23 protein-coding genes are annotated in these 25,041 nt (G+C 71.9%); 14 read left to right on the top strand and 9 right to left on the bottom strand.

The genetic code is table 11. The features are described 5' to 3' along the window. Position 1: 1 nt before the first annotated feature. The 4 genes from ACZ63E_RS09280 to ACZ63E_RS09265 all read left to right on the top strand — a co-directional run bounded on the left by ACZ63E_RS09280 (position 2) and on the right by ACZ63E_RS09265 (position 5,391). Positions 2-604 carry a hypothetical protein gene (locus ACZ63E_RS09280; RefSeq protein ID WP_465335557.1) on the top strand — a complete coding sequence of 201 codons (603 nt, stop codon included), beginning with the start codon at positions 2-4 and terminating at the stop codon, positions 602-604. 17 nt (positions 605-621) lie between these two features. Beyond that, positions 622-1,608: a C40 family peptidase gene (locus ACZ63E_RS09275; RefSeq protein WP_465336086.1), complete on the top strand. Its 987-nt coding sequence runs from the start codon at positions 622-624 to the stop codon at positions 1,606-1,608. 3,342 nt (positions 1,609-4,950) lie between these two features. Further along, positions 4,951-5,166: a hypothetical protein gene (locus tag ACZ63E_RS09270; RefSeq protein ID WP_465302868.1), complete on the top strand. Its 216-nt coding sequence runs from the start codon at positions 4,951-4,953 to the stop codon at positions 5,164-5,166. Between the two features lie 42 nt (positions 5,167-5,208). After that, complete coding sequence (locus tag ACZ63E_RS09265; RefSeq protein ID WP_465302866.1) at positions 5,209-5,391, top strand: hypothetical protein; 183 nt, start codon at positions 5,209-5,211, stop codon at positions 5,389-5,391. Here the strand turns inward: ACZ63E_RS09265 and ACZ63E_RS09260 are convergent. Then, on the bottom strand, positions 5,388-6,332 hold the full coding sequence (locus ACZ63E_RS09260; RefSeq protein WP_465335556.1) for an ATP-binding protein: 945 nt from the start codon (positions 6,330-6,332) through the stop codon (positions 5,388-5,390). The genes ACZ63E_RS09265 and ACZ63E_RS09260 overlap by 4 nt on opposite strands. A 125-nt stretch (positions 6,333-6,457) precedes the next feature. On the opposite strand from ACZ63E_RS09260, the gene ACZ63E_RS09255 reads away from it, so the two are divergent. Further along, positions 6,458-7,864 (top strand): RNB domain-containing ribonuclease, encoded by a 1,407-nt coding sequence (locus tag ACZ63E_RS09255; protein ID WP_465336085.1) that lies wholly within the window; start codon positions 6,458-6,460, stop codon positions 7,862-7,864. Then, on the top strand, positions 7,861-8,631 hold the full coding sequence (locus ACZ63E_RS09250) for a helical backbone metal receptor (RefSeq protein ID WP_465335555.1): 771 nt from the start codon (positions 7,861-7,863) through the stop codon (positions 8,629-8,631). The genes ACZ63E_RS09255 and ACZ63E_RS09250 overlap by 4 nt, the downstream gene beginning before the upstream one ends. Here ACZ63E_RS09250 and ACZ63E_RS09245 read toward each other — a convergent pair. Genes ACZ63E_RS09245 through gabT form a run of 4 tightly spaced genes read right to left on the bottom strand, consistent with a single transcriptional unit; the run spans position 8,620 to position 12,206 of the window. Then, a complete protein-coding gene (locus tag ACZ63E_RS09245; RefSeq protein ID WP_465335554.1) occupies positions 8,620-9,114 on the bottom strand; it encodes an HAD domain-containing protein in 495 nt (164 codons plus the stop codon). The two genes, ACZ63E_RS09250 and ACZ63E_RS09245, sit on opposite strands and share 12 nt — an antisense overlap. 56 nt (positions 9,115-9,170) lie before the next feature. After that, positions 9,171-9,371: a hypothetical protein gene (locus ACZ63E_RS09240; protein ID WP_465335553.1), complete on the bottom strand. Its 201-nt coding sequence runs from the start codon at positions 9,369-9,371 to the stop codon at positions 9,171-9,173. Between the two features lie 55 nt (positions 9,372-9,426). Beyond that, positions 9,427-10,854 carry an aldehyde dehydrogenase family protein gene (locus ACZ63E_RS09235; protein ID WP_465335552.1) on the bottom strand — a complete coding sequence of 476 codons (1,428 nt, stop codon included), beginning with the start codon at positions 10,852-10,854 and terminating at the stop codon, positions 9,427-9,429. Beyond that, entirely contained in the window at positions 10,851-12,206 is a 1,356-nt protein-coding gene (gene gabT / locus ACZ63E_RS09230) for a 4-aminobutyrate--2-oxoglutarate transaminase (RefSeq protein WP_465335551.1), read from the bottom strand. The genes ACZ63E_RS09235 and gabT overlap by 4 nt, the downstream gene beginning before the upstream one ends. Positions 12,207-12,312: 106 nt before the next feature. Here gabT and ACZ63E_RS09225 point away from each other — a divergent pair, with 106 nt between their 5' ends. Next, positions 12,313-13,752: a PucR family transcriptional regulator gene (locus tag ACZ63E_RS09225; RefSeq protein ID WP_465335550.1), complete on the top strand. Its 1,440-nt coding sequence runs from the start codon at positions 12,313-12,315 to the stop codon at positions 13,750-13,752. Here ACZ63E_RS09225 and ACZ63E_RS09220 read toward each other — a convergent pair. Together ACZ63E_RS09220 and ACZ63E_RS09215 are read right to left on the bottom strand one after the other, a co-directional pair. Further along, positions 13,749-14,450: a cache domain-containing protein gene (locus ACZ63E_RS09220; RefSeq protein ID WP_465335549.1), complete on the bottom strand. Its 702-nt coding sequence runs from the start codon at positions 14,448-14,450 to the stop codon at positions 13,749-13,751. The genes ACZ63E_RS09225 and ACZ63E_RS09220 overlap by 4 nt on opposite strands. A gap of 34 nt (positions 14,451-14,484) precedes the next feature. Further along, on the bottom strand, positions 14,485-15,213 hold the full coding sequence (locus ACZ63E_RS09215; RefSeq protein WP_465335548.1) for a FadR/GntR family transcriptional regulator: 729 nt from the start codon (positions 15,211-15,213) through the stop codon (positions 14,485-14,487). A gap of 111 nt (positions 15,214-15,324) precedes the next feature. On the opposite strand from ACZ63E_RS09215, the gene ACZ63E_RS09210 reads away from it, so the two are divergent. Genes ACZ63E_RS09210 through ACZ63E_RS09190 form a run of 5 tightly spaced genes read left to right on the top strand, consistent with a single transcriptional unit; the run spans position 15,325 to position 20,685 of the window. After that, positions 15,325-16,746, top strand: a complete 1,422-nt coding sequence (locus tag ACZ63E_RS09210; RefSeq protein ID WP_465335547.1) for a gamma-aminobutyraldehyde dehydrogenase — start codon at positions 15,325-15,327, stop codon at positions 16,744-16,746. 8 nt (positions 16,747-16,754) lie between these two features. Then, complete coding sequence (locus ACZ63E_RS09205; protein WP_465335546.1) at positions 16,755-17,825, top strand: ABC transporter ATP-binding protein; 1,071 nt, start codon at positions 16,755-16,757, stop codon at positions 17,823-17,825. Between the two features lie 10 nt (positions 17,826-17,835). Continuing rightward, positions 17,836-19,038, top strand: coding sequence for an ABC transporter substrate-binding protein (locus tag ACZ63E_RS09200; RefSeq protein WP_465335545.1), 1,203 nt, complete (start codon positions 17,836-17,838; stop codon positions 19,036-19,038). 1 nt (position 19,039) lies between these two features. Continuing rightward, positions 19,040-19,879 carry an ABC transporter permease gene (locus ACZ63E_RS09195; RefSeq protein WP_465335544.1) on the top strand — a complete coding sequence of 280 codons (840 nt, stop codon included), beginning with the start codon at positions 19,040-19,042 and terminating at the stop codon, positions 19,877-19,879. Between the two features lie 8 nt (positions 19,880-19,887). Continuing rightward, entirely contained in the window at positions 19,888-20,685 is a 798-nt protein-coding gene (locus ACZ63E_RS09190; protein ID WP_465335543.1) for an ABC transporter permease, read from the top strand. 95 nt (positions 20,686-20,780) lie between these two features. Here the strand turns inward: ACZ63E_RS09190 and pip are convergent, their stop codons facing one another. Further along, complete coding sequence (gene pip, locus ACZ63E_RS09185) at positions 20,781-21,725, bottom strand: prolyl aminopeptidase (RefSeq protein WP_465335542.1); 945 nt, start codon at positions 21,723-21,725, stop codon at positions 20,781-20,783. A gap of 427 nt (positions 21,726-22,152) precedes the next feature. Here pip and ACZ63E_RS09180 point away from each other — a divergent pair, with 427 nt between their 5' ends. Both ACZ63E_RS09180 and ACZ63E_RS09175 read left to right on the top strand, forming a co-directional pair. Beyond that, positions 22,153-23,079: an undecaprenyl-diphosphate phosphatase gene (locus ACZ63E_RS09180; RefSeq protein ID WP_465335541.1), complete on the top strand. Its 927-nt coding sequence runs from the start codon at positions 22,153-22,155 to the stop codon at positions 23,077-23,079. Between the two features lies 1 nt (position 23,080). Then, complete coding sequence (locus ACZ63E_RS09175) at positions 23,081-23,950, top strand: cytochrome c oxidase assembly protein (RefSeq protein WP_465335540.1); 870 nt, start codon at positions 23,081-23,083, stop codon at positions 23,948-23,950. Here ACZ63E_RS09175 and panB read toward each other — a convergent pair. After that, positions 23,947-24,810: a 3-methyl-2-oxobutanoate hydroxymethyltransferase gene (panB, locus tag ACZ63E_RS09170; protein WP_465335539.1), complete on the bottom strand. Its 864-nt coding sequence runs from the start codon at positions 24,808-24,810 to the stop codon at positions 23,947-23,949. The genes ACZ63E_RS09175 and panB overlap by 4 nt on opposite strands. Positions 24,811-25,041 lie beyond the last annotated feature (231 nt).

Here is a 25,041-nt window from a genome sequence, read left to right as displayed (position 1 = left end):
GATGCCGATCCGGACCAACCGCGGCCGCGCCGCGGTCTACCGCCGCCTGTGGGGGTGGCCGCTGCGTTCGCCCCGCCACCTCATCGGCACGCTGGTCTTCCTGGCCGTCCTCGTCACCGCGCTCGGCATCGTGCTGCCGAAGGCGATCGGCAAGCAGCAGGCGAAGGCGTCCCCGACCACCGGCACCACGACCACGTCGGTGACGGCGACACCGCCGGGCGTCGCCGCGCCGGTGCCGACGTCCAACCTGCCGACGCGGCTGTCCACACCGCTGGCCACCCCGACCTCGGCGGCACCGAACGCCGACGCCGTCCGCGTCGCCAAGGAGTGGGCCGCGGCCTGGGTGAACCACCCGGCCGGCATCACCTCGGAGCAGTGGCTGGCCCAGCTCAAGCCGTTCACGACGGAGGAGTACCTGCCGGTGATGTCGTCGGTCGACCCGGCGAACGTCCCGGCGACGAAGGTCACCGGTGAGCCGACGGTCGGCACGTCCTACACCAGCTCGGTGCAGCTGACGATCCCCACCGACGGCCCGAAGCTCGCCATCACGGTCGTCAACACCAACGCGGGCTGGCGCGTCGCCGACTACGACCAGGCGAGCTGACCGTGCGGCGGCTGGGGGTGTGGCTGGGGCTGATCGTGTTCGTCGCGATCGGCGCCCTGATCGTCACCGCCGTCGCCGCCAAGGTGGTCATCGACAACCAGCAGGCGCAGGCCAGGGGCGTGTCCCTGCAGAGCTGCGACGCCTCGGTCGGGCCGACGCAGCCCGGCGGAGGCGACCGCGGGACCGTCGACGCGTCGAAGCTCGACGACGAGCAGAAGGGGATCGTCGCGCTGATCGTCTCGATCGGCAAGCAGCGGACGCTGGCGCCGCGCGCCTGGCAGGTCGCGATCCAGGCCGGGATGACCGAGTCGGGGCTGCACAACCTCACTTACGGTGACCGCGACTCGCAGGGGATCTTCCAGATGCGCCCGTCGATGGGCTGGGGCTCGATCGCCGAGGTCACCAACCCGACGTACGCGGTCAACAAGTTCTACGACGTCCTGCTCGCGGTGCCGGACTGGGAGAACAAGCGCCCGGGCGACGCCGCGCAGGCCGTCGAGCGCTCGGGCTTCCCGGACCGGTACCACAAGTGGGAGCCGATGGCGGCGAAGCTGGTGGAGAACGTCGGCCAGGTCGTCGACGTCGTCGCCTGCGGCACCGGCCTGGGCCAGCTGCTGCCGCCGAGCCAGGCCGCGGCGAAGGCGATCAGTTTCGCGCTGGGCGAGCAGGGCAAGCCGTATGTGTGGGGTGCCACCGGCCCGAACTCGTACGACTGTTCGGGCCTGATGCTGCGCGCGTACGAGTCGGCGGGGATCATCCTGCCGCGGGTGTCGCGCGACCAGTACCACGCGGGCGCGATGCTGCCGGTGCGCGAGGCGCAGCCCGGTGACCTGCTGTTCCTCGCGACGGATCCGTCGAACCCGGACACGATCCACCACGTGATGATGTTCCTCGGCGACGGCAAGGTCGTCGAAGCGCAGCAGACCGGCGTCCCGGTGCACACGCGGCCGTTCTCGTTCGACGAGGCAGAAGTGGTGCCGCAGGCGGTTCGCCCCGGCGTTTAGCATGGGGCTCGAGGGCCTGGACACGAATCGGCCGATTCACCCGACGTCGCGGCGCTTCCACGAGCAGGTGGCCGCGTACTGGCAGAGGATGAGCACGTGGGACGGAAATTCGGCAAGCGCGGCAAGTCCGGCGCGGGCGAGCCCCAGGACCCGGCGTCGCTGTTCGGCGCGCCCCAGCCGCCCCGGCAGTCGGCTCGCCCCGCGTCCAGCACCCCGCTCGCCGACCAGCTGAGCCAGGGGTATCCGGGCGTCGACCAGGGGTACGTGGTGCTGCCGCGCTCGCTGGCCGAGGGGATGTCCCTGCCGTGGCAGCACCAGATGGCGGCGCTGCTGGCCCAGTTCCACGCCGAGCACGCGGCGCTGGCGTGGCCGATCTACCGGGTGGTGCCGTCGAGGTACGAGCGGCTGGAGGACCTGGACGAGGAGCAGCTCGCGGAGGCGGGCTACCTGGTCGAGATGGACGCCGACGGCGAGATGGTCTACCGCGAGCGCAGCGGGCGGAAGGTGGAGGACCCGCAGAACACGACGGTGCTGGTGTCGAGCCTGGACCCGATCCCTCGCCCGGCGGCGCGTCCTTCGCCCCCGCCGCCGGGGGCTCCGCCTGCGCCGGGGCAGGCTCCGGCGCCGATGAACATCGGCCCGGCGCCGGTGTGGCGGACGGTGCCCCATCCGCCGCCGGCGCAGTCGGTGCCGGGGACGCCGGAGCAGCAGCCGAGGCCACCGCGGCGGACGTCTCCGGGGTGGACCCAGGCTCCGCCCTCGGCTTCGGCTTCGGCTGGGCCCTCGGTCGAGCCTGAGGTCGATCCGCCGGGCCCGGTGAGGGCCCCGTCGACTGCGCGCCACGCGGCCCCGGAGCCCTGGGAGACCCGGCAGCCCGCGCAGTCCGAACCTGCACCGACGGAGACGGCGGTCGAGGGCGCGCCGCGAGAGAACGAACCAGCGGCTGATGTCAGCCGATCCGAATCCGAACACGCATCGCAGGAAGCCAGCCGGCCTGAGGCTGCGGCTCCGGTGGAGGCCGGTGAGCAACCTGAGCCTGTCGCTCCCGGACAGGTCGCCGACCAGCCGGAAGCGGCCATCTCGCCGGGCGAGGACAAGCTGGCACATCCGGATGGCGAGGCTGCAACGCCGACTGAACCCCAGCCGGTGTCCGACAGTCCTGGCGCGCCGCCGTCGGCCGAAGGTTCGCCTGGTGCGCAGCAGTCAGAGCCGTCTTCTGCGCAGCCATCTGTCGCTTCGCAGCCTGCGGCCCAGGAATCGCTGCCCACAGGTGCGGAGCCGCCTGCAGCGCCGCAGCCACTGGACGGTCCGCAATCGGCGACGCCCGGTGCTTCGCAGCCCATGCCCGACGCGGCGCATCCGCCCGTCGCTTCGCAGTCGGTGCCCGATGAGCCGCAGCGGCCTGCCGATCCGCCGCCCGCGCCGCTCCCTGGCGCTGAGTTGCTCGAAGCCTCCGGGGCGGTGTCGCCCGATGTGCAGTCGCCTGCCGATGCGCCAACCACTGGCGCTGAGCTGCCTGCCGCCTCCCGGCCGGTGCCGCCCGATGAGCCGCAGCGGCCTGCCGATGTGCGGCCGGCGCCGCCCACTGGCGCTGAGCTGCCTGAAGCCTCCGGGGCGGTGTCGCCCGATGTGCAGTCGCCTGCCGATGCGCCGCCCATCGGTGCTGAGCTGCCTGCCGCCTCCCAGTCGGTGCCGCCCGATGAGCCGCAGCGGCCTGCCGATCCGCCGCCGGCTCCGCTCCCTGACGCTGAGCTGCCCGCAGCCTCGTGGTCGCTGCCGCCCGATGAGGCACAGCGGCCTGCCGATGTGCGGCCGGCGCCGCCCACTGGCGCTGAGCCGTCTGCCGCCTCCGGGGCGGTGTCGCCCGATGTGCAGTCGCCTGCCGATGCGCCGCCCATCGGTGCTGAGCTGCCTGCCGCCTCCCGGTCGATGCCGCCCGATGAGGCGCAGCGGCCTGCCGATGCGCAGCCGGCACCGCTCGCCGGCGCCGAGCTGGCTGCTGACTCCTCGCCGATTCCGCCCAGCGCACCGCCGCCGCTGGCGCCCATCGCGCCTCAGCCGCAGCAGCCTGCGGTCGGCGGTTTGCAGCCGCCGTGGGGCCCGGCTACCGGAGCTCCCGGCACTGGCCTTGCTCCCGACTCGAGCGCTCATTCCGCCCCGCCCGCCACTTCGGCCTCGGGCGACGCTTCGGTGCCCGGCTCAGGTCCGGTCCCGAACTTCCCACCGGCGCCGTCTGCGGGACCGGCGCCAGGCGCCGGTCAGGTCCCGAACAGTCCAGCGCCGCCCACCGGCCCGATGCCCGGCTCGGATCCAGTCCCGAACCTTCACTCGGCCCCACCCAGCGGCCCGGCCGGTCAGGCTCCCGGCTCCGGCCCGGCTCCGGACACCACTCCGCCCCCAGCCGCTGGTCCAGCCCCGACTTTCCAATCGGTGCCACCCACCCCGCCGGCCCCGGTATCGGGCGCCGATCTGGCTCCCAGCCCCGGAGCGGCCCAGAATCCGCCCGCCGGTCCGGTCCCGGGCAACGCTCCGGCACCCGGCTCAGGTCCGGCCCCGACCTCCCAGTCGCTGCCGCCCGGCCAGGGCCCCGCTGCGGGCCCGACCTCCAGCAGCGACCCGGCTCCAGGCCCCACATCGACCGACTCCGGCCCGGCGCCGACCAATTCGGGCCCAGCGGCGACCAACCCAGGTCCCGCCGCACCCAACCCTGGCCTCGCGTCGACCAGCTCGGGTCCCGGCGCGACCGTGATCCCGCCCGCTGGTCCGGTCCCAGGCAACGCTCAGGCACCCGGCTCAGGTCCGGCCCCGAACGTCCAGTCGCTGCCGCCCGGCCAGGTCCCCGCCGCGAGCCCGACCTCCAGCAGCGACCCGGCTCCAGGCCCCACGCCGACCGACTCCGGCCCCACGGTCACCAATCCGGGCGCTGCGGCGACCAACCCAGGTCTGGCGCCGACCAATTCGAGCCCCGCGCCGACGAACCCCGGCCCCGCCGCGATCAATTCGGGCCCTGCGGCACCCATCCCGGGCCCTGCGCCGACCAACCCCGCCCCGGCGGCAACCCACTCCGGCCCCACGGCGGCCAACCCGATTCCCGCGCCGGCCGGCCCCGCCCCCGCGGCCACTAACCCGGGTCCAGCGGCAACCAACCCAGGTCCCGCAGTAACCAACCCGGCCGCCGCGTCACCCAACCCGGCCGCCGCGCCGGCCAACCCGGCCCCCGCCGCACCCAACCAGGCCCCCCGCCCTCCAAAACCCGTCTTCCCCGGCCCCGAATCCACCCCCCAGCCGTTCCCAGCCCGCCACGCCGCCCCCGCGCGCCCGGTCTTCCCAGGCCCCGGCACGATGCCACCGACGCCCGGCCCGAACGCCACCCCCGTCTTCCCCGGCCGGGACACCCCGCTGCCCCAACCCTCCCGCCAGGAACCCGAAACCCCTCCCCGCGGCAACCAACGCGGCTGGTTCGACGAGTTCACCGACCAGCCCGCCGACCCCGAAGAGCCGCCGGACTTCGGGCCTACCGGGCAGCCGACCGAAATCCCCTACCGCTACAAGCGGTGACTCACGCTGACAGCCGGGCCGTCGGGTGCCAGGCTTGATCTCATGGCCAACGACCCGAACCCGGACCAGGGGTGGTACTACAACACCCGCACGCACCAGGTCGAGCACCTCGAACGCAGCCGCGGCGTCGACCTGCTCGGCCCGTACCCCGATGAGGCCACCGCCCGGCGGGCCCTCGAAATCGCCAGGGAACGGACCCGGCAAGCCGACGCCGAAGACGACTAGACCGCCAGCTGCGGACCGAGGACGAACTCGGGGTCCACCTGCGAGACGAGGTCGGCACCGGCCCACGCCGTCGCGTTGCGCAGGTGGAACTCCACCGCCTGGCGCTGGTAACGCGCCCAGTCGCGCTGCTCCGCGTCCACCGCCGCTCGCATCGTGGCCAGCGTGGCGAGGTTGCCGGGCTCGAGCTCGTCGATCGGCCGGGTCGTGCCGCGCTCGGCCGCGCGCACGTGTCCCGACGCCGACAGCCAGCCCAGCAGGGCCGGACCCACCTGCTCCTCGAGGAACTCGACGTCCTCGTCGTCGGTGACCTTGTTGCCGACGACGACGAGCCGCACGCCGAAGTCGCGGGCGTAGTCCGCGTACTGGCGGTACACGCCGACGCTGCGGACCGTCGGCTCGCACACCAGGAACGTCACGTCGAACCGCGTGAACAGCCCCGACGCGAACGCGTCCGCGCCCGCGGTCATGTCCATCACGACGTACTCGCCGTCGACGTCGACCAGGTGGTTCAGCAGCAGCTCCGCCGCGCCGACCTTCGAGTGGTAACACTTCACACCCAGGTCGTCCTCGTCGAACTGCCCGGTGACGCCGAGCCGGACGCCGCCCAGCTGCCGGAAACACGCCGAGAAGACCGGGTTGTCCTCGAACGGCCGCACCAGCCGGGAACCCCGGCCCGGCGGAGTCGTCTTGATCATCGACGCCGCGTCCGGGATCCGCGGGTTGTCGCCGCGCAGGTAGTCCTTGATCAGGGCCATGTTGTCGCCGAGCGTCGGCCAGGCGAGCGCTTCCTCCTCGGTCGCGCCGAGCGCCACCGCGAGGTGCTGGTTGATGTCGGCGTCGATGGCCAGCACCGGCGCACCGGCGTCGGCGAGGTACGCGACGAACAGCGACGACAGCGTCGTCTTGCCGCTGCCGCCCTTGCCGACGAACGCGATCTTCACTTCTCGGCTCCCTTGATGGTCATGAAGACGGTTTTCATTATGGGCAACGTACACCCGACCGGCCCAAGCCCGATCGGGCGATCACAGGGCCCTTCCGGGGTTAGGGTTGGGGGGTGCCTCCCCTCGTGATCAGGACACATTCGGCGGGCGGGGACTTCGGCCCCCTGCGTGCCGAGTTCGCGCTGCCGGAGTCGTTCGGGCCCGAGGTGCTGGCCGAGGCGGAGGCGGCGGTGCTCGACCCGCTCGCGAGTGCCGGCCCCCGCGAGGACGCGACCGACCTGCCGTTCGTCACCATCGACCCGCCCGGGTCCAAGGACCTCGACCAGGCCGTGGTCGTCGAGCGGACCGCGCACGGCTTCCGGGTGCACTACGCGATCGCCGACCTGGCCGCGTTCGTGCCGCCCGGCGGCGCGCTGGACCGGGAGGCGCGCCGCCGCGGGCAGACGCTCTACCTGCCCGACGGCAACGTCCCGCTGCACCCGCCGGTGCTGTCGGAAGGCGCGGCGAGCCTGCTGCCGGGCGAGATCCGGCCCGCGGTGCTCTGGACCATCGAGACCGACGAGTCCGGCGAGCCGACGGCCACCCGCGTCCGCCGCGCGCTGGTCCGGTCCACCGAGCAGTTCGACTACGAGACGGTGCAGGCGGCGCTCGACACGGGAAACCCGCACCCGTCGGTGGCGGCGCTGCCCGAGCTGGGACGGCGGCGGCGCGAGCTGGCCGTCCGCCGCGGCGCGGTCGAGCTGCAGCTGCCGGAGCAGGAGATCAGCGGCGACCCGGACGGCGGCTGGGTGCTCGCGCGCCGTCCGCGCACCGCCGTCGACGCCTGGAACGCCGAGATTTCGCTGCTCACCGGGATGGCCGCGGCGCGGATCATGATCGACGCGCGGGTCGGCGTCCTGCGCACGCTGCCCGACCCGGAGCCCGAGGCCGTCGACTGGCTGCGCCGCTCGGCCGAGGCGGTCGGCATCGCGTGGCCGGCCGCGGACACCGTCTCGGAGTTCCTGTCCCGGCTGGATCCCCGGCAGCCGGCGGCGATGGCGATCTACGCGGACACGACCCGGCTGCTGCGCGGCGCGGGGTACACCGCGTTCGACGGCGGGCTGCCCGCGCTGACCACACACGCGGGGATCGGCGGCGCATATGCGCACGTCACGGCGCCGATCCGGCGGCTGGTCGACCGGTTCGCCACCGAGATCTGCCTCGCCGTCTCGGCCGGGCGTGAGGTCCCGGAGTGGGTGCGGGCGGCGCTCGCGGACGTCCCGGAGCGCATGAGCGCGTCGGACACGCTCGCCGCGAAGGTCGAGCGGGCGTGCATCGACCAGGTCGAGGCGTGGGTGCTCGCCGAGCACGTCGGCGGCGAGTTCAGCGCGGTGGTGCTGCGCGCGGACGAGAACAAGGCGGAGATCCTCGTCGAAGACCCGACGGTGATGGCGAAGTGCGCGGGCGAGAAGCTGACGGCGGGGGAGCGGATCGGGGTCCGGCTGACCGCGGTCGACGTCGAGAAGCGGAAGGTGTCGTTCGAACGCGCATGAACCTCGTCGACGATCTCGGGGAGCCGGTGCCGGTGCGCGGCCCGGCTTCGCACGTGGTTTCTCTGGTGCCGTCGCTGACCGAAGCGGTCGAGGTGAGCGCACCCGGACGGCTCGCCGGCGCCACCGACTACTGCACGCATCCGTCCACTTTGGACGTCCCGCGAGTGGGCGGGTCGAAGTACCCGAAGCTCGACGACGTGCTGGACCTGGCGCCCGACCTCGTGCTGGCCAACTCCGAGGAGAACCGCCCGGAGGACGTGGAACGCCTGCGCGCCAACGGGATCCCGGTCTGGGTGATGGCCGCGGCGGCCACGGTCCCGGCCGCGCTGGGCTCGCTGCGGCGGATCCTGACGCAGGCGTACGAGCTCGAGGAGCCGGAGTGGCTGGTCGAGGCCGAGGAGCTCTGGCGCGAGGTCCGGCCGACGCGGTGCCACGCGGTGGTGCCGGTGTGGCGCAAGCCATGGATAGTCCTGGGCCGCGAGACCTTCGGCGGCGACGTTCTGCGCCGGGTGGGCGTGGCGAACGTCTACGCGGCGTCGGAGGAGCGGTACCCGCGGCCGGACGTCGAGGAGCTGCGGGCGCACTTCGCGGCGGATGCGGATCTGCTGGTGCTGCCGGACGAGCCGTACCTGTTCACCGAGGAGGACGGCCCGGAGCACTTCCCGGACGAGCGGTATGTCCTGGTCTCGGGGCGTCACCTCACCTGGTACGGGCCTTCGCTGGTCGAGGCCCACGCCGCGTTGACGGAAGCGCTGTCAGAGCTTTAGGTCGCGCACCCAGGCCTCGAGCGCGTCGAAGTGCTCGACGGCGAGGCCGGTGTGTGGGTCGACGGCGATCAGCTCGGTCGGCAGGTCACGGCGGCGGTCGAGGAAAGACCGCCGGGCGGCCGGGAAGAGGTCGAAGTCGTCGTCGAACCAGGCCAGCGGGCGCCCGGCCGCGAACCGGGCCACCGGGCCGAACTTCCAGCCGGCGGGCCGGGCCTCGAGCTGCCCGGCGAACTGGACCACCGGCAGCGGCGGCAGGCCGATGGCCGGGCCCACCTGGGTGTTCGCCCGGTCCTCCCAGCTCGTCGCCCAGGCCAGTTCCGCGTTCGCGGAACCGGCCAGGGCGAGCAGCGCCGGGCCGTGCGCCGGGTTCAGCCAGATCCGTTGCCGGCGCCGGCTCCAGCGCGAGATCCGCAGCTGGTGCTCCACGTAGCCGGCGGGCTTCGCGTGGCGCGGCGCGGCCCACGGGCTCAGCGGGCCGTCCACGTCAAGGAGGATCAGCGGTCTCACACCCGCTTACAGCGTCAGGCCGGTCAAAACCGTTACGGGCCGTCGCTGGTCGAGGCCCACGCGGCGTTGACGGAGGCGCTGGCCGGGGCTGTGAAGTCGAAACCGCGGGCCAGCGCGGCGCGGATCCCTTCGGCGACTTCGGCCGGGAGGGCCGGTTCCGTCGCGAGGTGGTGGAGCCAGTTGTCTGGCCGTGGCCGCCCGGTGCGGCGCGATCCCTTGCGTGCGAGCGTCATGAGCCCTCCTGCCCGGCCCGAACCTACGCCGGGACCGGGCGGAGAGCGAACGGTTTCAGAGCGTCAGGCCGGTCAAAACCGTTACCCGCTCCTCGGTGAAGTCCGCCATCGCCGACGCCGGGCCCTCGCGGCCGACGCCCGAGTCCTTGACCCCGCCGTAAGGCATCTGGTCCGCGCGGAAGCTCGGCACGTCACCCACCAGAACCCCGCCGACCTGCAATGCCGCCGACACCTCGAACGCCGTCGGCAGGTCGCGCGTGAACACGCCCGCCTGCAAACCGAACCGCGACGCGTTGATCCGCGAAACCCCCTCGGCCACCGACTCCACCCGGACCAGGGAAACCACCGGCCCGAACACCTCCTCGGCCATCACCGCCGCGTCCTCCGGGACGTCCGCCAGCACCGTCGGCTCGAAAGAAGCCCCCGAACGCCCGCCGCCCGCCAGCAGGCGGCCGCCCGCGGAGACCGCGTCCGCGACCCACGACGAGACCCGGGAAGCCGCGGCCTCGTTGATCAGCGGGCCGACGTCGACGCCCTCCGCGCGCGGGTCGCCCGTGCGCAGCAGACCGACCTGCGAAAGCACCTTTTCGACCAAGGCGTCGTACACGTCCGTGTGCACGTACACCCGCTGCACCGAAATGCACGACTGCCCGGCCTGGTACATCGCGAACGTCGCGATCCGCTGCGCCGCGAAGTCGAGGTCCGTCCAATCGGGACAGACGAGGACCGCGCCGTTGCCGCCCAGCTCCAGGGCCACGTGCTTGCGCGGGACGCGGTCGCGGATCGCCCAGCCGACCGGGACCGAGCCGGTGAACGACACCACCGGCAGCCGCGGGTCCTCGACCAGCCGGGACGACGTCTCGTTGTCCACCGGCAGGATCGACCACGAGCCCGCCGGAAGATCGGTCTCAGCCAGGATTTCGCCCAGCAGCAACGCCGTCAGCGGCGTCGCGGGCGCGGGCTTGAGCACGATCGGCGCGCCGACGGCGATCGCCGGGGCCACCTTGTGCGCCACCAGGTTCAGCGGGAAGTTGAACGGCGTGATGCCCAGCACCGGCCCGCGCGGCACCCGCCGGACCAGCGCCAGCCGCCCGGTGCCGCCCGGGTCGGTGTCGAGGCGCTGCAGGTCGCCGGAGAAGCGGCGGGCCTCCTCGGCGGCCCAGCGGAACGTCGAAACCGCGCGGCCGACCTCGCCGCGCGCCCACTTGAGTGGCTTGCCGGACTCGGCCGTGATCAGCGCGGCGATCTCTTCGGACCGCTCACCCAAAGCTCGGGACACGTGGTCCAACGCCCCGGCGCGGACGTGCGCGGGCAGCGTCGCGAACTCGTCCCGGACGTCGTGCGCGGCCTGCACCGCCGCCTCGACGTCCGAAGTGGACGGGACGAAGTGGGAGCCGGCGAGTGAGCCGTCGAAGGAGTGGCGGACGTCGGCCGTGGTGCCGCCGGTCACCGGCTTGCCGGCGACCCAGAAGGGGAAAGTCATGCGTGAGCCTCCGTGCGGACAGCGTGCTCGAGGACCGAGAGGCCCTCGTCGAGCAGGTCGGTGGACAGGGACAGCGGCGGCAGCAGCCGGACGACGTTGCCGTAGGTGCCGCAGGTCAGCACCACCACGCCGGCCCGGTGGCAGGCCGCCGCGACGCGCTTGGTGAGGTCGGCGTCGGGTTCCGAAGTGCCGGGCTTGACGAACTCCGCGGCCAGCATCGCGCCGCGCCCGCGGACGTCCCCGATCACGCCGGTCGCGGCAGCCAGTGCCCGCAGCCGGGGCAGGACAACCCCTTCGACGCGCTTCGCCGACGCGGCGAGGTCTTCGGCACGCATGGTCTCGATCGAGCCGAGCGCGGCCGCGCACGCGATCGGGTTGCCGCCGTACGTGCCGCCGAGCCCGCCCGGACCCACCGCGTCGAGCAAGGAAGCGCGGCCGGTGACCGCGGACAGCGGCAGCCCGCCCGCGATGCCCTTGGCCGTCGCGATCAGGTCGGGGACGACGTCCTCGTCGGTGGACGCGAACCAGGACCCGGTGCGGCAGAAGCCCGTCTGGACCTCGTCGGCGACGTACACGACGCCGTTCGCGCGGCACCACGCCGCGATCGCGGGCAGGAAGCCGCGCGCGGGCTCGATGAACCCGCCCTCACCCTGGATCGGCTCCAGGACGACCGCGGCCACCTGGTCACCGCCGATCTGCTTCTCGATCCGGTCGATGGCCAGCGCAGCCGCGTCGGCGCCGGAAAGCCCGTCGCGGTACGGGTACGAGCCGGGCACGCGGTAGACCTCGGGCGCGAACGGGCCGAACCCGTGCTTGTAGGGCACCGACTTCGCGGTCATGCCCATCGTGAGGTTGGTGCGGCCGTGGTAGGCGTGGTCGAAGACGACGACGGCCTGACGTCCGGTCGCGACGCGCGCGATCTTCACGGCGTTCTCGACGGCTTCGGCGCCGGAGTTGAACAGCACCGACTTCTTCGCGTGGTCACCCGGCGTCAGCTCGGCCAGCGCCTCGCAGACCTCGACGTAGCCCTCGTACGGCGTGACCATGAAACAGGTGTGGGTGAACCAGCACGCCTGCTTGCGGACGCGGTCGACGACCGCGGGCGCCGAGTGCCCGACGTTCGTCACCGCGATGCCGGAGCCGAAGTCGATCAGGACGTTGCCGTCGGCGTCGGTGAGCAGCCCGCCGCTGGCCGAGGTGACGTAGACGGGCAGCACCGAGCTGACGCCCGCGGCGACGGCGTTCGCGCGGCGTTCCTGCAGCTCGCGCGAGACGGGGCCGGGGATCTCGGTGCGCAGCCTGCGCTGCCGGGGCGCCGGGGCCTGCGGCTCGGCGGTGGTGCTTGCGGTCACGGCGTGCTCCTGCGGACGCGGGTGGGTGGTCGTCCCCAGGATGAGCGGTCACCGGGCGACCGTCAGCTGGCCGATCCGTACAAGAAGGCACGTAGAATTAGCCGTTATGGCACTCACGCTGCGCGGCCTGGCCGCCGACCGCCCGCTCGGCCTGCGTGTCCTGACCGGCGACGCTCTCCTCGACCGGCCGATCGGCTGGGTGCACCCGACCGAGCTGACCGACCCGCAGGCGTTCCTCGAAGGCGGCGAGCTGCTGCTGACGACCGGGCTGGCCCTCGACGAGGACACCTCGCCGGCCTACGTGCGGCGGCTGGTCGGCGCGGGCGTGGCCGGGCTCGGTTTCGGCGTCGGGCTGAGCCACGACGAGGTCCCGCCCGCGCTGGTCGAGGCGGCCGCCGAGGTGGGGCTGCCGGTGCTGGAGGTGCCGCGCGAGACGCCGTTCATCGCGATCACGCGCGCGGTCTCCCGCGCGGTGGCGGCCGACGAGTACGCGACGACGGTCCGGATCGGGAAGGCCCAGCAGGAGCTGACTCGCACGGCGGTCGGCAAGGGCGGCCCGGCGGGGGTGCTGCGGAAGCTGGCGAAGCTCGTCGACGGCTGGGTGCTGCTCTTCGACCGCACCACAGTCACCGAAGCGGCTCCGGCGAGTGCTCGCGCGTACGGCGCTTCGCTGCGCGATGAGCTGGAGCGACTTCGCACGGGCACGCGGGTTGTGGCACTCGACGGTCAGGAAGTCGTGCTGCAGACCCTCGACACCAGCGCGCGCCGGGTGCTCGCCGTCGGGGCGTCGCTCGACACCGCGGGGCGGCACATCGTCAACACGGCCGTCTCGGTGCTTTCCCTGGCGCTGGAACAGGATCGCGCCCAGGCGGCCGCGCGGCAGGCGCTGCGGTCCGGGCTGCTGGAGCTGCTGGTGGCCGGCCAGGCCGAGCTCGTGCTGCGGGTGCTGGCCGAGACCGGCGGTGCGCCGCCGCGCGCACCGTGGTCGGTGCTGGTGTTCGCCGGCGCGCCCGCCGCACGGCGCAAGCTGCTCGGGGCGCTGGAAAACGAGCCGCTGTTCGCCGCGCGGCGCGGCTCGTCGGTGGTCGCGATCGGCCCCGCCGACCCGGCGGCGGAGGCGGCGGCGCGGATCGGCGGCCTGCACGGCGGGCTGGCCGGACCGGTGTCCACAACGGACTTCGCGGCCGGGCTGGAGCAGGCCGAGCTGGCGGCTCGGGCCGCGATGGCGGAGGACAAGGCCCTGGTGTCGGCGGCGGAACACACGGGCCGCGGCCTGCTGTCGCTGATCGAGCCCACGGTGGCGCAAGCGTTTGCGCGCGGCTTGCTGGCGCCGTTGCGGGAGCACGACAAGACCGGCCGCGGCGACCTGGTCGGCTCACTGCGCTGCTGGCTGGAGCACCACGGCCACTGGGACGTCGCCGCCGCGCGCCTGGGCGTCCACCGGCACACGCTGCGGAACCGCATCACGAAGGCGGGGGAGCTGCTGGGCCGGGACCTTGACTCGCCTGGCGTCCGCGCGGAACTCTGGGTGGCGTTGCAGACCTAAAGGGCGAGCACGATCGGCGAGTCGCCGCAGCGGCGCAGGACCGGGCTCGGCTCCGCGCCCGCCGACCACCACGCCGGGACGTCCACCTCGCGCACCAGCGAGCCGGTCGGCTGCCGGACGCTGTTGGATACGATCACCCGGCCCTGCGCGTTCAGCAGTGCCGCGCCCCGGCCCAGTGAACGCAGCCGCGGCCGCACCGCGCGCTCGAACTCGCGCACGTACACGTCCGCGCCCACGACTCCCGCGAAGGAACCTCCGCGGGAGACGGGAATCGTGAACGTCAGCGTGTACTCGTCGGTGCAGAGGTAGTCGACGTACGGGCCGTTGATGTGCCGGCGCCCGGTGTCGCGCGGGACCGTGAACCACGACTGGCGGGTGTAGTCGAGGAAGTTCTCGCTGCCCGGGTCCAGGCTGATGAACAGCTGCGACGGCGGGGAACTCGCGGTCCACCACTCGAAGCCGAACTCCGAGTCCGTCAGCACCCGCGGCGCGCTGACGAACCCCGCGCCGATGATCAGGCCGCCGAGGGCCTCGGTGACCTGCGGGCGGATCCGGTGCAGCGCGGCCGCGGAAGGGGCGTCGGCCAGGACCGACTCGGCCGCCGCCAGCAGGGGCTTCAGCCGCTCGAAGACCCCTTCCACCAACGCCGAGACCTGCTCGACGACCTCGTCGCCGGCCAGCGTGCGGGTGTCGTTCACGGTGCTCACCTCGATGCGCGGAGTAAGGCGGAGTTTAGGGGGCGAGCAGGTCGAGGTGCACGTCCGCGAGCCGGTCGAGCGCGCCCAGCAGGTGCTCCTCGGTGAGCTTGCGGGCCAGGTCGCCGTCGGCGGACGCGATCGCCGCGGTGATCGCCGTGTGCTCCTCGTACGGATGGGTCCCGAGCGGCAGCCACAGCAGCCCGCCGAGCTCGGCCTGCAGGTGGACCTCTTCGTGTGTCAGCCGCGGGGACTGCGCCGCCGCCGCGACCTCCAGGTGGAACTGCCGCTCCGCCCGGGTGAAGTCGATGCCCCGGGCGGTGCGGAGGTCGTCGGTGGCCAGCCGCAACCGGTCGACGTCTTCGGGGGAGCTGCGCTCGGCGGCGAGCTTGGCGGCCGCTCCGGCGATCGCCAGGTAGTGGTCACCGACGTCCCGCAGGTCCGAAAGGGACACCTCGCGCAGCCGCGAACGCCACGCGTCGGACGGCGGATTGGCCGGCGCGCGGACGAAGCTGCCGCCGCTGCGCCCTCGCCGTGTCTCGACCAGGCCCTGCTGCCGCACCGCCACGAGCGCTTCCCGGACCGTCACGGTCGAGACGCCGAACTGTGCGGCCAGGTCGGCCTCACTGGGCAGCTGCTCCTCGTCCGCGAGCAGGCCCAGCGTGATGGCGTCGACCAGCCGGGCCGCCACCGCTTCCGCCCGCCCGACCTGGCCGAGCGGCGCGAACATGGCGGACCGCGCGCTGTGCGACATGCCCTTGCGCATCGTGACCCTTCGCCGGTGGAGGTACCCGTTCGCACCAATCTTGCCTGATCCTCTTGTCCTATTACATATGAACTCATATGTTTTAGCTCTCGCGAACCCGAGGAGTCACTCGTGCAGGAGCTGAAGCACTACGTCGGCGGGGCGTACGTCGAGTCCAAGTCGGGCCGGACGGCGGAGATCGTCGACCCGGTCACCGGGCGCCCCTACTGCACCGCGCCGATCGCCGGGCCCGACGACGTCGACAACGCGCTGCAGGTCGCCGCGACCGCGTTCGAGACCTGGCGGACGACGACCCCGGCCCAGCGCCAGCTCGCGCTGCTGAGGATCGCCGACGCGCTCGAAGCCCGCGCCGACGAGGTCGTGCGGGTCGAGTCGGCGAACACCGGCAAGCCGATCGCGCTGACGATGTCCGAAGAGATCCCGATGGTCCTGGACCAGGTCCGCTTCTTCGCCGGGGCCGCGCGCGTGCTCGAAGGCCGTTCGGCCGGCGAGTACATGGAAGGCCACACGTCGTTCGTGCGCCGCGAGCCCGTCGGCGTCTGCGCGCAGGTCACGCCGTGGAACTACCCGCTGCTGATGGCCATCTGGAAGATCGCGCCCGCGCTCGCGGCCGGCAACACCATCGTGCTCAAGCCGTCGGACACCACCCCGGCGTCGACGCTGCTGCTGGCCGAGATCGCCGGCGAGTTCCTGCCGCCGGGCGTGTTCAACGTCGTGTGCGGCGACCGCGACACCGGCCGGGCGCTGGTCGAGCACGACATCCCGGCGATGGTGTCGATCACCGGTTCGGTCCGGGCCGGCATCGAGGTCGCCAAGTCCGCCGCGAACGACGTCAAGCGCGTGCACCTGGAGCTGGGCGGCAAGGCGCCGGTCATCGTCTTCGAGGACGCCGACCTCGACGCCGCCGCCGAGGCCATCGCCGTCGCGGGCTACTTCAATGCGGGCCAGGACTGCACGGCCGCCACCCGGGTGCTGGTCGCCGACGAGGTGCACGACACGTTCGTCGCGGCGCTCGCCCGGCAGGCGGAGAACACCAAGACGGGCAAGCCGGACGACGAAGACGTCGCGTACGGCCCGCTCAACAACGCGGCCCAGCTGGCGAAGGTCTCCGGCTTCATCGACCGGCTCCCGGAGCACGCGACCGTCCACTGTGGAGGCCACCGCGCCGGCGACGAGGGCTACTTCTACGAGGCCACCGTCGTCTCCGGGCTCCGGCAGGACGACGAGCTGAGCCAGAACGAGATCTTCGGCCCGGTCATCACCGTCCAGCGGTTCAGCGACGAGGCCGACGCGCTGAAGTCCGCGAACGCCGTCCAGTACGGCCTCGCGTCCTCGGTCTGGACCCGCGACCACCAGCGCGCGATGCGCCTCGCGGCGAAGCTCGACTTCGGCTGCGTCTGGATCAACACCCACATCCCGCTGGTCGCCGAAATGCCGCACGGCGGCTTCAAGAAGTCCGGGTACGGCAAGGACCTCTCGCTGTACGGGCTGGAGGACTACACCCGCGTCAAGCACGTCATGAGCGCACTGTGAGGCTGGCGATGCCCAACCAAGCACCCACCGAGACGCGGGAAGACTCCGCGCCGCCGAACGAGACCGACGGGCCGGCGATCCGGCTTTCCGGGCTGCGCAAGCACTTCGGTGACGTCCACGCGGTCGACGGCGTCGACCTCGACATCCCGCCCGGCGAGTTCTTCTCCATGCTCGGCCCGTCCGGCTCCGGCAAGACGACGGTGCTGCGCCTGATCGCCGGCTTCGAGCTGCCCACCGACGGCACGATCGAGCTCGAAGGCCGCGACGTCAGCACGCTGGCGCCGTTCGAGCGGGACGTCAACACGGTGTTCCAGGACTACGCGCTGTTCCCGCACATGAGCGTGCAGCAGAACGTCGAGTACGGCCTGAAGGTCAAGCGCGTCCCGAAGCAGCAACGCCGGGAGCGCGCTCTCGAAGCGCTCAAGACCGTGCGGCTGGACGACTACGGCTCGCGCAAGCCCGCGCAGCTCTCCGGCGGCCAGCGTCAGCGCGTCGCGCTCGCCCGGGCGCTGGTGAACCGGCCCAAGGTGCTGCTGCTCGACGAGCCGCTCGGCGCGCTCGACCTCAAGCTGCGGCTGGCGATGCAGCTGGAGCTCAAGCAGATCCAGCGCGACGTCGGCATCACGTTCGTCTTCGTCACCCACGACCAGGACGAGGCGCTCACCATGAGCGACCGCATCGCCGTGTTCAACGACGGGAAGATCGAGCAGGTCGGGACGCCGGAAGAGGTCTACGAACGGCCCGCGAGCGCGTTTGTCGCCGGGTTCGTCGGCACGTCGAACCTGCTGGGCGGGCGCGGCGCCGAGTCCGTGATCGGCCGGCCGGGCCTGTTCAGCATCCGGCCGGAGAAGATCCGCATCGACGGCGAGCTGTCCGAACCCGCCGCCCCGGGCGACACCAGCGCGACCGGCACGATCACCGACGTCGTCTACGCCGGGGCGACCGTGCGGTACGCCGTCGCGCTCGACGCCGGGGGACAGCTCTCGGTCGTCCGGCAGAACACCGACGGCGCTCTGGTGGACGGCCGCGTCCGGCTGAGCTGGCGCACCGAACACAGTTTCCAGGTTCCCGGTCAGTGAAGGGTTTGCCATGAAGAACAGGAAGACGCGGCTTGCCGGCCTCCTCGGCGCCAGCCTGCTGTTGGCTGCATGTGGCACGTCGGGCACGAGTTCGTCCGCGCCGCCCGGCGCGCAGGGGTTCACCCCGCCGAAGCTGGAGGCGCTGAAGGCGCTCGGCCAGCCGGAGGGCGCGCTGAACGTGCTGGCCTGGCCGGGGTACGCGGAGAACGGCTCCAACGACCCGAAGGTCAACTGGGTCACGCCGTTCGAGCAGCAGACCGGCTGCAAGGTGAACGTCAAGCCGTTCGGGACCTCCGACGAGGCCGTCACGCTGATGAAGACCGGGCAGTACGACGTCGTTTCGGCGTCCGGGGACGCGTCGCTGCGGCTGGTCGCTTCGGGCGACGTCGAGCCGGTGAACACCACGCTCGTGCCGAACTACGCCGATGTCCAGCCGTTCCTCAAGGACAAGTCCTGGAACAGCGTCGGCAACGTCGCCTATGGGATCCCACACGGCTGGGGCGCGAACCTGCTGACCTGGCGCACCGACAAGGTGACACCGGCGCCGACGTCGTGGTCGGTGATGTTCGACGCGAACTCGCCGTACAAGGGCAAGGTGATCGCCTACGACTCGCCGATCTACATCGCCGACGCCGCGCTGTACCTGATGGCGCACCAGCCGGACCTCGGCATCAAGAACCCGTACGCGCTCGACGACAAGCAGTTCACCGCCGCGGTGAACCTGCTCAAGCAGCAGCGGCCGCTGGTGAGCGAGTACTGGTCGGACTACCTCAAGGAGTCCCAGGCGCTGAAGAACGGCGACGCCGTCGTCGGCACCGCCTGGCAGGTCACGGTCAACCTGACCAAGGGCGAGGGCGCGGCGCTGGAGTCGGCCGTGCCGAGCGAAGGCGCGACCGGGTGGTCGGACACCTGGATGGTCGCGGCGAAGTCGCCGCACAAGACGTGTGCCTACAAGTGGCTCGACTACATCATCAGCCCGAAGGTGAACGCCCAGGTCGCCGAGTACTTCGGTGAGGCCCCGGCGAACACGAAGGCGTGCGCGGAGATGACGGACAAGACGCTCTGCGACACCTACCACGCCAGCGACTCGGCCTACGCGTCGAAGATCGCGTACTGGACCACGCCGATCCCGCAGTGCCTCGACGGCCGCACGGACGTCAAGTGCAAGGACTACGGCGAGTGGACCAAGGCGTGGACCGAGATCAAGGGCTGACATGACCGCCGTATCGGCCTTCTTCTACCGGAAACCCAAGCTGCGCCTGGGTTTCCTGCTCTCGGCACCGCTGCTCTGGCTCGGCCTGGCCTACCTGGGCGCGCTGGCCGCGTTGTTCGTCACGGCGTTCTGGCACACGGACGCGTTCACCGGCCAGGTCGTCATCGAGTGGTCGCTGGACAACTTCAAGACGCTGTTCAGCGACGCGGTCTACCGCACGATCACCTTCCGCACGGTCGGGATCGCGGCGCTGGTGACGGTGATCGACGCGGTCATCGCGTTCCCGATGGCGTTCGCGATGGCCAAGCTGGCGTCGCCGCGGGCGCAGCGGATCCTGGTGATCGCGGTGATGACGCCGCTGTGGGCGAGCTACCTGGTGAAGGCGTACGCGTGGCGGTCGATGCTGTCCGGCAACGGCGCCCTGAGCTGGCTTTCGCCCGGTTACGGCGTCACGGCCACGATCATCACGCTGTCCTACCTCTGGCTGCCGTACATGATCCTGCCGATCTACGCGGGCCTCGACCGGCTGCCGGACTCGCTAGTGGACGCTTCCGGCGATCTGGGCGCTCGCTCACTGAGGACGTTCCGGTCGGTGATCCTGCCGCTGACGTTCCCGGCGATCGTGGCGGGCTCGATCTTCACGTTCTCGTTGTCCCTGGGCGACTACATCGCGGTGAAGATCGTCGGCGGCACGTCCCAGATGCTCGGCAACGTCGTCTACGACAACATCGGTGCGGCGAACAACCTGCCGTTCGCGGCGACGGTGGCGACGGTGCCGGTCGTGATCATGCTCGTGTACCTGGCCGCGGTGCGCCGCACCGGCGCGCTCGACAACCTCTAGGAGCTTCCGTGCGTACCTCCCGCGTGGTGCTGTGGACGGCCTTGGGGCTCGGCCTGGCGGTGATCTACTTCCCGTTGCTGGTGGTGCTGCTCAACTCCTTCAACGCGGACACGACGTTCGGCTTCCCGCCGTCGAGCTTCACGCTGGAGTGGTGGAGCCGCGCCACGTCGAACGAGGGGGCGCTGAACGCGCTGTGGACGAGCGTCGAAGCCGGTCTCGCGGCGACGGTGATCGCGCTGGTGCTCGGCACGATGGCCGCGTTCGCGTTGCAGCGCTACCGGTTCTTCGGCCGGAACCCGGTGTCGCTGCTGATCATCCTGCCGATCGCGCTGCCGGGGATCGTCACGGGCATCGCGCTGAACAACGCGTTCCGGACGATCCTCGGCGTCGACCTCGGCCTGCTGACGGCGATCATCGCGCACGCGACGTTCTGCATCGTGGTGGTGTTCAACAACGTCGTCGCGCGGCTGCGCCGGATGGGCGGGAACCTGGAAGAGGCGTCGATGGACCTCGGCGCGACCGGGTTCACCACGTTCCGCCTGGTGACGTTCCCGATGCTGCGATCGGCGCTGCTGGCCGGCGGGCTGCTGGCGTTCGCGCTGTCGTTCGACGAGATCATCGTGACGACGTTCACCCTGGGCACGGGCATGGAGACGCTGCCGATCTGGATCTACAACAACCTGTTCCGGCCCAACCAGGCGCCGATCGTGAACGTGGTCGCGGCGGTCCTGATCGTGGTGTCGACGGTGCCGGTGTACCTGGCGCAGCGGCTGTCCGGCGACACAGCTTCCGGTGGTCGGCTCTGAGCGGCAGCAACCTCCAGCTGTGAAAGGGAAGCGGAACGATGTCCTCGCCGGACGGGCAGGCTCCGGGATGACCACCCAGCTCCTGTTCTGGGTCGCTACTCGCGGAATGAGTCCGTCGCCGCGCGCAGGGCGGCCAGCACACCGGGGTCGGTCACGGCGTGCCCGGCGCCCTCGAGCAGCTTCAGCTCCGAACCCGGCCACGCCCGGTGCAGCTCGTACGCCGTCACCGGCGGGCAGACCGTGTCGTACCGGCCCTGCACGATCACCCCCGGAATGTCCGCGAGCTTGCCCGCGTCGCGGATCAGCTGGCCGTCTTCGAGCCAGGCGCCGTGGCTGAAGTAGTGGACGGCGAGCCGCGCGAAGGTCAGCGCGAACGCCGGATCGGCATACTGCTGCACAAAGGTCTCCTGCGGCTGCACCGAAACCGTCGCGCCTTCCCAGGTGCTCCACGCGATCGCCGCGCGATGCCGGACTTCTTCTTCCGGGTGGGCGAGCAGCTCGCTGTACGCGGCCAGCGGGTCGTCCCGGCGTCCGGCGGGCAGCGGCGCCAGGAAGGCCTCCCACTCCCGCGGGAACAGGTTCGCCGCGCCGCCGCGGTAGATCCAGTCGAGCTCGCTCCGCCGTACGGTGAACACACCGCGCAGGATGATTTCGCTGACGCGCGAAGGATGTGTCTCGGCGTAGGCCAGGGCCAGCGTCGCGCCCCACGAGCCGCCGAAGAGCTGCCAGCGCTCGATGCCGAGCCGTTCGCGCAGGGCCTCCATGTCGGCGACCAGGTGCCACAACGTGTTCGCGGTGAGGTCGCTCGCGTCCGGCGTCGACCGCCCGGACCCGCGCTGGTCGAACAGGACGATCCGGTAGGCCCGGGGGTCGAAGTGCCGCCGCGCCATCGGCGCGATCCCGCTGCCGGGCCCGCCGTGGAGCACCACGACCGGCTTGCCGTCGGGGTTGCCGGCCTCCTGGCACCGGATCCGGTGCCCGTCGCCGACGTCCAGGAACCCTTCCGCGCGCGGGGGAAGCGGCGGGTACAGCTCGTCCATGCCCGACACTCTGCCGGAGTGGTCCTGGTCGTCGTCCCGACCCCCGCCGCCAGGAGCGGGACGACGACCAAGAAAAGGCGGGAGCCCGCCCCCGCCGCCGGGCTGAGCGGGCTCCCGGTCCGTGGGTCAGCCGCCAGGGCTGACGTCCGGACGAGGAGGAACGAAGCCGTCGGTGTGGTCACAACGGCAGGCAGTCCGCACACGCATTCCCGTCCTCCTCGTCGAGGGTTCGAATCTTCGTCGTGGCGGCGACGGGCTAAACGCTAGGCCAAGGCCCGAACGTCAGTCAAGGACATGATTGAAGTTCATGTACGTGAACACGCGCTGAGAGGACGCTGAGTGCGACCCCGCCCCTTGCCCGGTGTTAACGAATGGGCCGGTACGTTCCGGTGTCGAAGCTTCGAAAAGTGGCACGGAAAGGCTCGGAATGTCCGCGGTGACCTATGTCGAGGCGATTGTCGTCGGCGCCTTGCAAGGGGTGTCGGAATTGTTTCCGGTGTCCAGTCTCGGCCACAGCATCCTGTTGCCCGCCTGGCTCGGCGGCCAGTGGCAGCAGGACCTGAGCATCGGCAAGGACTCCCCTTACCTGGCGGTGCTCGTGGCGATGCACGTCGCCACCGCGCTCGCGCTCGTGCTGTTCTTCCGGAAGGACTGGGTGCGGATCATCGGCGGCCTCTGGACGTCGGTCCGCCACCGGGAGGTCCGCACCCCCGACCAGCGGCTCGCGTGGCTGCTCGTGCTCGCCACCATCCCGGTCGGGCTGGCCGGCCTGCTGTTCGAGGGGCTGCTGCGCGACTTCCTCGGCAAGCCGGTGCCGGCGGCGGTCTTCCTCGCGCTCAACGGCGGAGTCCTTTACGCCGCCGAGAAGTTCTCCCGGAAGAAGCCCGCGGCCGACGACGACACCGTGGACTTCTCGACCGAGGAGACGCTGGTCATGCGCGCGGTGAGCGTCGAGGAGAAGACCGACGTCCGGCTGGCGAAGCTGCGCGTCGGCGAGGCCGTGCTGATCGGCGCGGCGCAGATCTTCGCGCTGCTGCCCGGCATCAGCCGCTCGGGCATCACGATGGTCGCCGGGCTGCGCCGGGGTCTCGGCCACGAGGACGCCGCGCGGTTCGCGTTCCTCCTCGCCACACCGGTGATCCTCGCCGCCGGGGTGCTGAAGATGCCGACGCTGTTCGCGCCGGAGAACCAGGCTTCGCTCGGCCCGGCACTCGTCGGGAGTGTCATCGCCGGGGTCGCTTCGTACATTTCCGTCCGGTTCCTCGCCGGATATTTCGAAACGCGCACTTTGACCCCGTTCGCCATTTACTGCGTGGTCGCCGGAATCGGCAGCCTGATCTTCTTCGCGGTCTGACGTGCCGCTGACCTTCGACGCCCCGGCGGTTCTCATCGTGCTGGTCCTCGGCACGCTCTACGCGCGCGCCGCCCGCCGCCGCGACTGGCCGAAGGGGCGCACGGTGGCGTTCTTCGGCGGGCTCGTGACCATCGTGCTGGTCACCTGCTCGCCGCTGGGCTTCTACGACACGACGTTCTTCTGGGTTCGCGCGGTCCAGACCACGACGCTGCTGATGGTCACCCCGCTGCTGCTCGCCCTCGGCGCCCCGATCCGGCTCCTGCTGGACACCCGGCCCGTGCCCTGGCTGCGCCGCCACGGCCGCGGCCCGGTGGCGCGGGCGCTGACGTTCCCGCCGGTCGTCACGCTCACGCTGGTCGCGCCGGTGCTCGTGCTCTACCTGACCCCGCTCTACGACCTCACGCTGTCCTCGCCGGTCGTCGACGGCCTGGTCCGGGCGGTCCTCGTCCTGGCCGGCTTCACGTACTTCTGGACGCGGCTCGCGCTCGACCCGACACCCCGGCAGGACCCGCACCTGGTCTCGGTGTGGATCGCGTTCACCGAGGTGATCTTCGACGGCGCGCTCGGCCTGGTGCTCTGGCTCGGCCCGCTGCTCGCCCCGGCGCACTACGCGGCGGCGCACCCGGGCCGGGGCCCGGACCCGCGCACCGACCAGATCATCGGCGCGGGAGTCCTCTGGATCGGCGGTGACGTCGCCGGGCTGCCGTTCGTGGCCGCGCTGTTCGTCCGGTGGGCCCGCGACGACGAGCGGCGCGCGAAGGAGATCGACGTCCGGCTGGACGAGGAGGCTGCTTCGGGCGCCGCGTCGACGTCGGGGCTCTGGTGGGAGACCGACCCGGAGCTCGCCGAGCGGTTCCGGAGCCGGGGTTAGTCGTGGAACGCGTGCTCGGGCGCCGGGAACTCCCCACGCCGGACGTCCTCCGCGAACGCCGTCGCGGCGTCCTGCAGCACCGTCGCGACGTCGGCGTAGCGCTTGACGAACCGCGGCGCCTTCCCGCGCCGCAGCCCGGCCATGTCCTGCCACACCAGCACCTGGGCGTCGCAGTCCGGGCCGGCGCCGATGCCGACCGTCGGGATCTTCAGCTCCGCCGTGACGCGCTTCGCGGCTTCGGCGGGCACCATCTCCATCACCACCGCGAACGCCCCGGCCTCCTGCAGCGCCAGCGCGTCGGCGAGCAGCAGGTCCGCCGCTTCACCGCGCCCCTGCACCCGGTAACCACCGAGGTTGTGTTCACTCTGCGGGGTGAACCCGATGTGGCCCATCACCGGCACGCCGGCCGACGTCAGCGCCTCGACGTGCGCGGCGAACCGACGCCCACCTTCGAGCTTCACGGCGTGCGCGCGGCCCTCCTTCATGAACCGCACCGACGTCTCGAGCGCCTGCTGCGGCGAGAGCTGGTAGGAGCCGAAGGGCAGGTCGGCGACGACCAGCGCCCGTTTGACCGATCGGGTGACCGCCCGGACCAGCGGCAGCAGCTCGTCGACCGTCACCGGCAGCGAGGTGTCGTACCCGAAGACGTTGTTGGCCGCGGAGTCGCCGACGAGCAGCACGGGGATCCCGGCCTCGTCGAACAACGCTGCGGTGTACATGTCGTACGCGGTGAGCATGGGCCACGGTTCGCCGCGTTCCTTGAGCTCACGCAGGTGGTGCACGCGGACCTTCCGGCCCGGCGCCGGTTTGGCGGCGGGTCCGGTGCCGTACGGGGCGGGTTCTTCGGCGCTGGCAGACATCGTCGTCGACCGTCCTTCCCTCGAGGCCTCGGTGAGGTCCCCGGGTCGTGGAGCAGGGGCGTCTCAAAGCGTGACACGCGCCCGGAGCGCCCCCAACCGCGTGCGACAAGCTTCACACCCTCGGGGAGGAGCCGCCGTCAGCCTTCAGGTTGATGACCGGGGACAACCAACCTGTGTTCACTGACGTCAAGAAGAGGCATGACCATCGACCGGCCGCGAAAGGCGACAAAA

This window comes from Amycolatopsis sp. NPDC104819 (assembly GCF_055583145.1).
The sequence above is the reverse complement of the archived record's forward strand: the minus strand, read 5'-3'. Positions and strand labels throughout refer to the sequence as shown.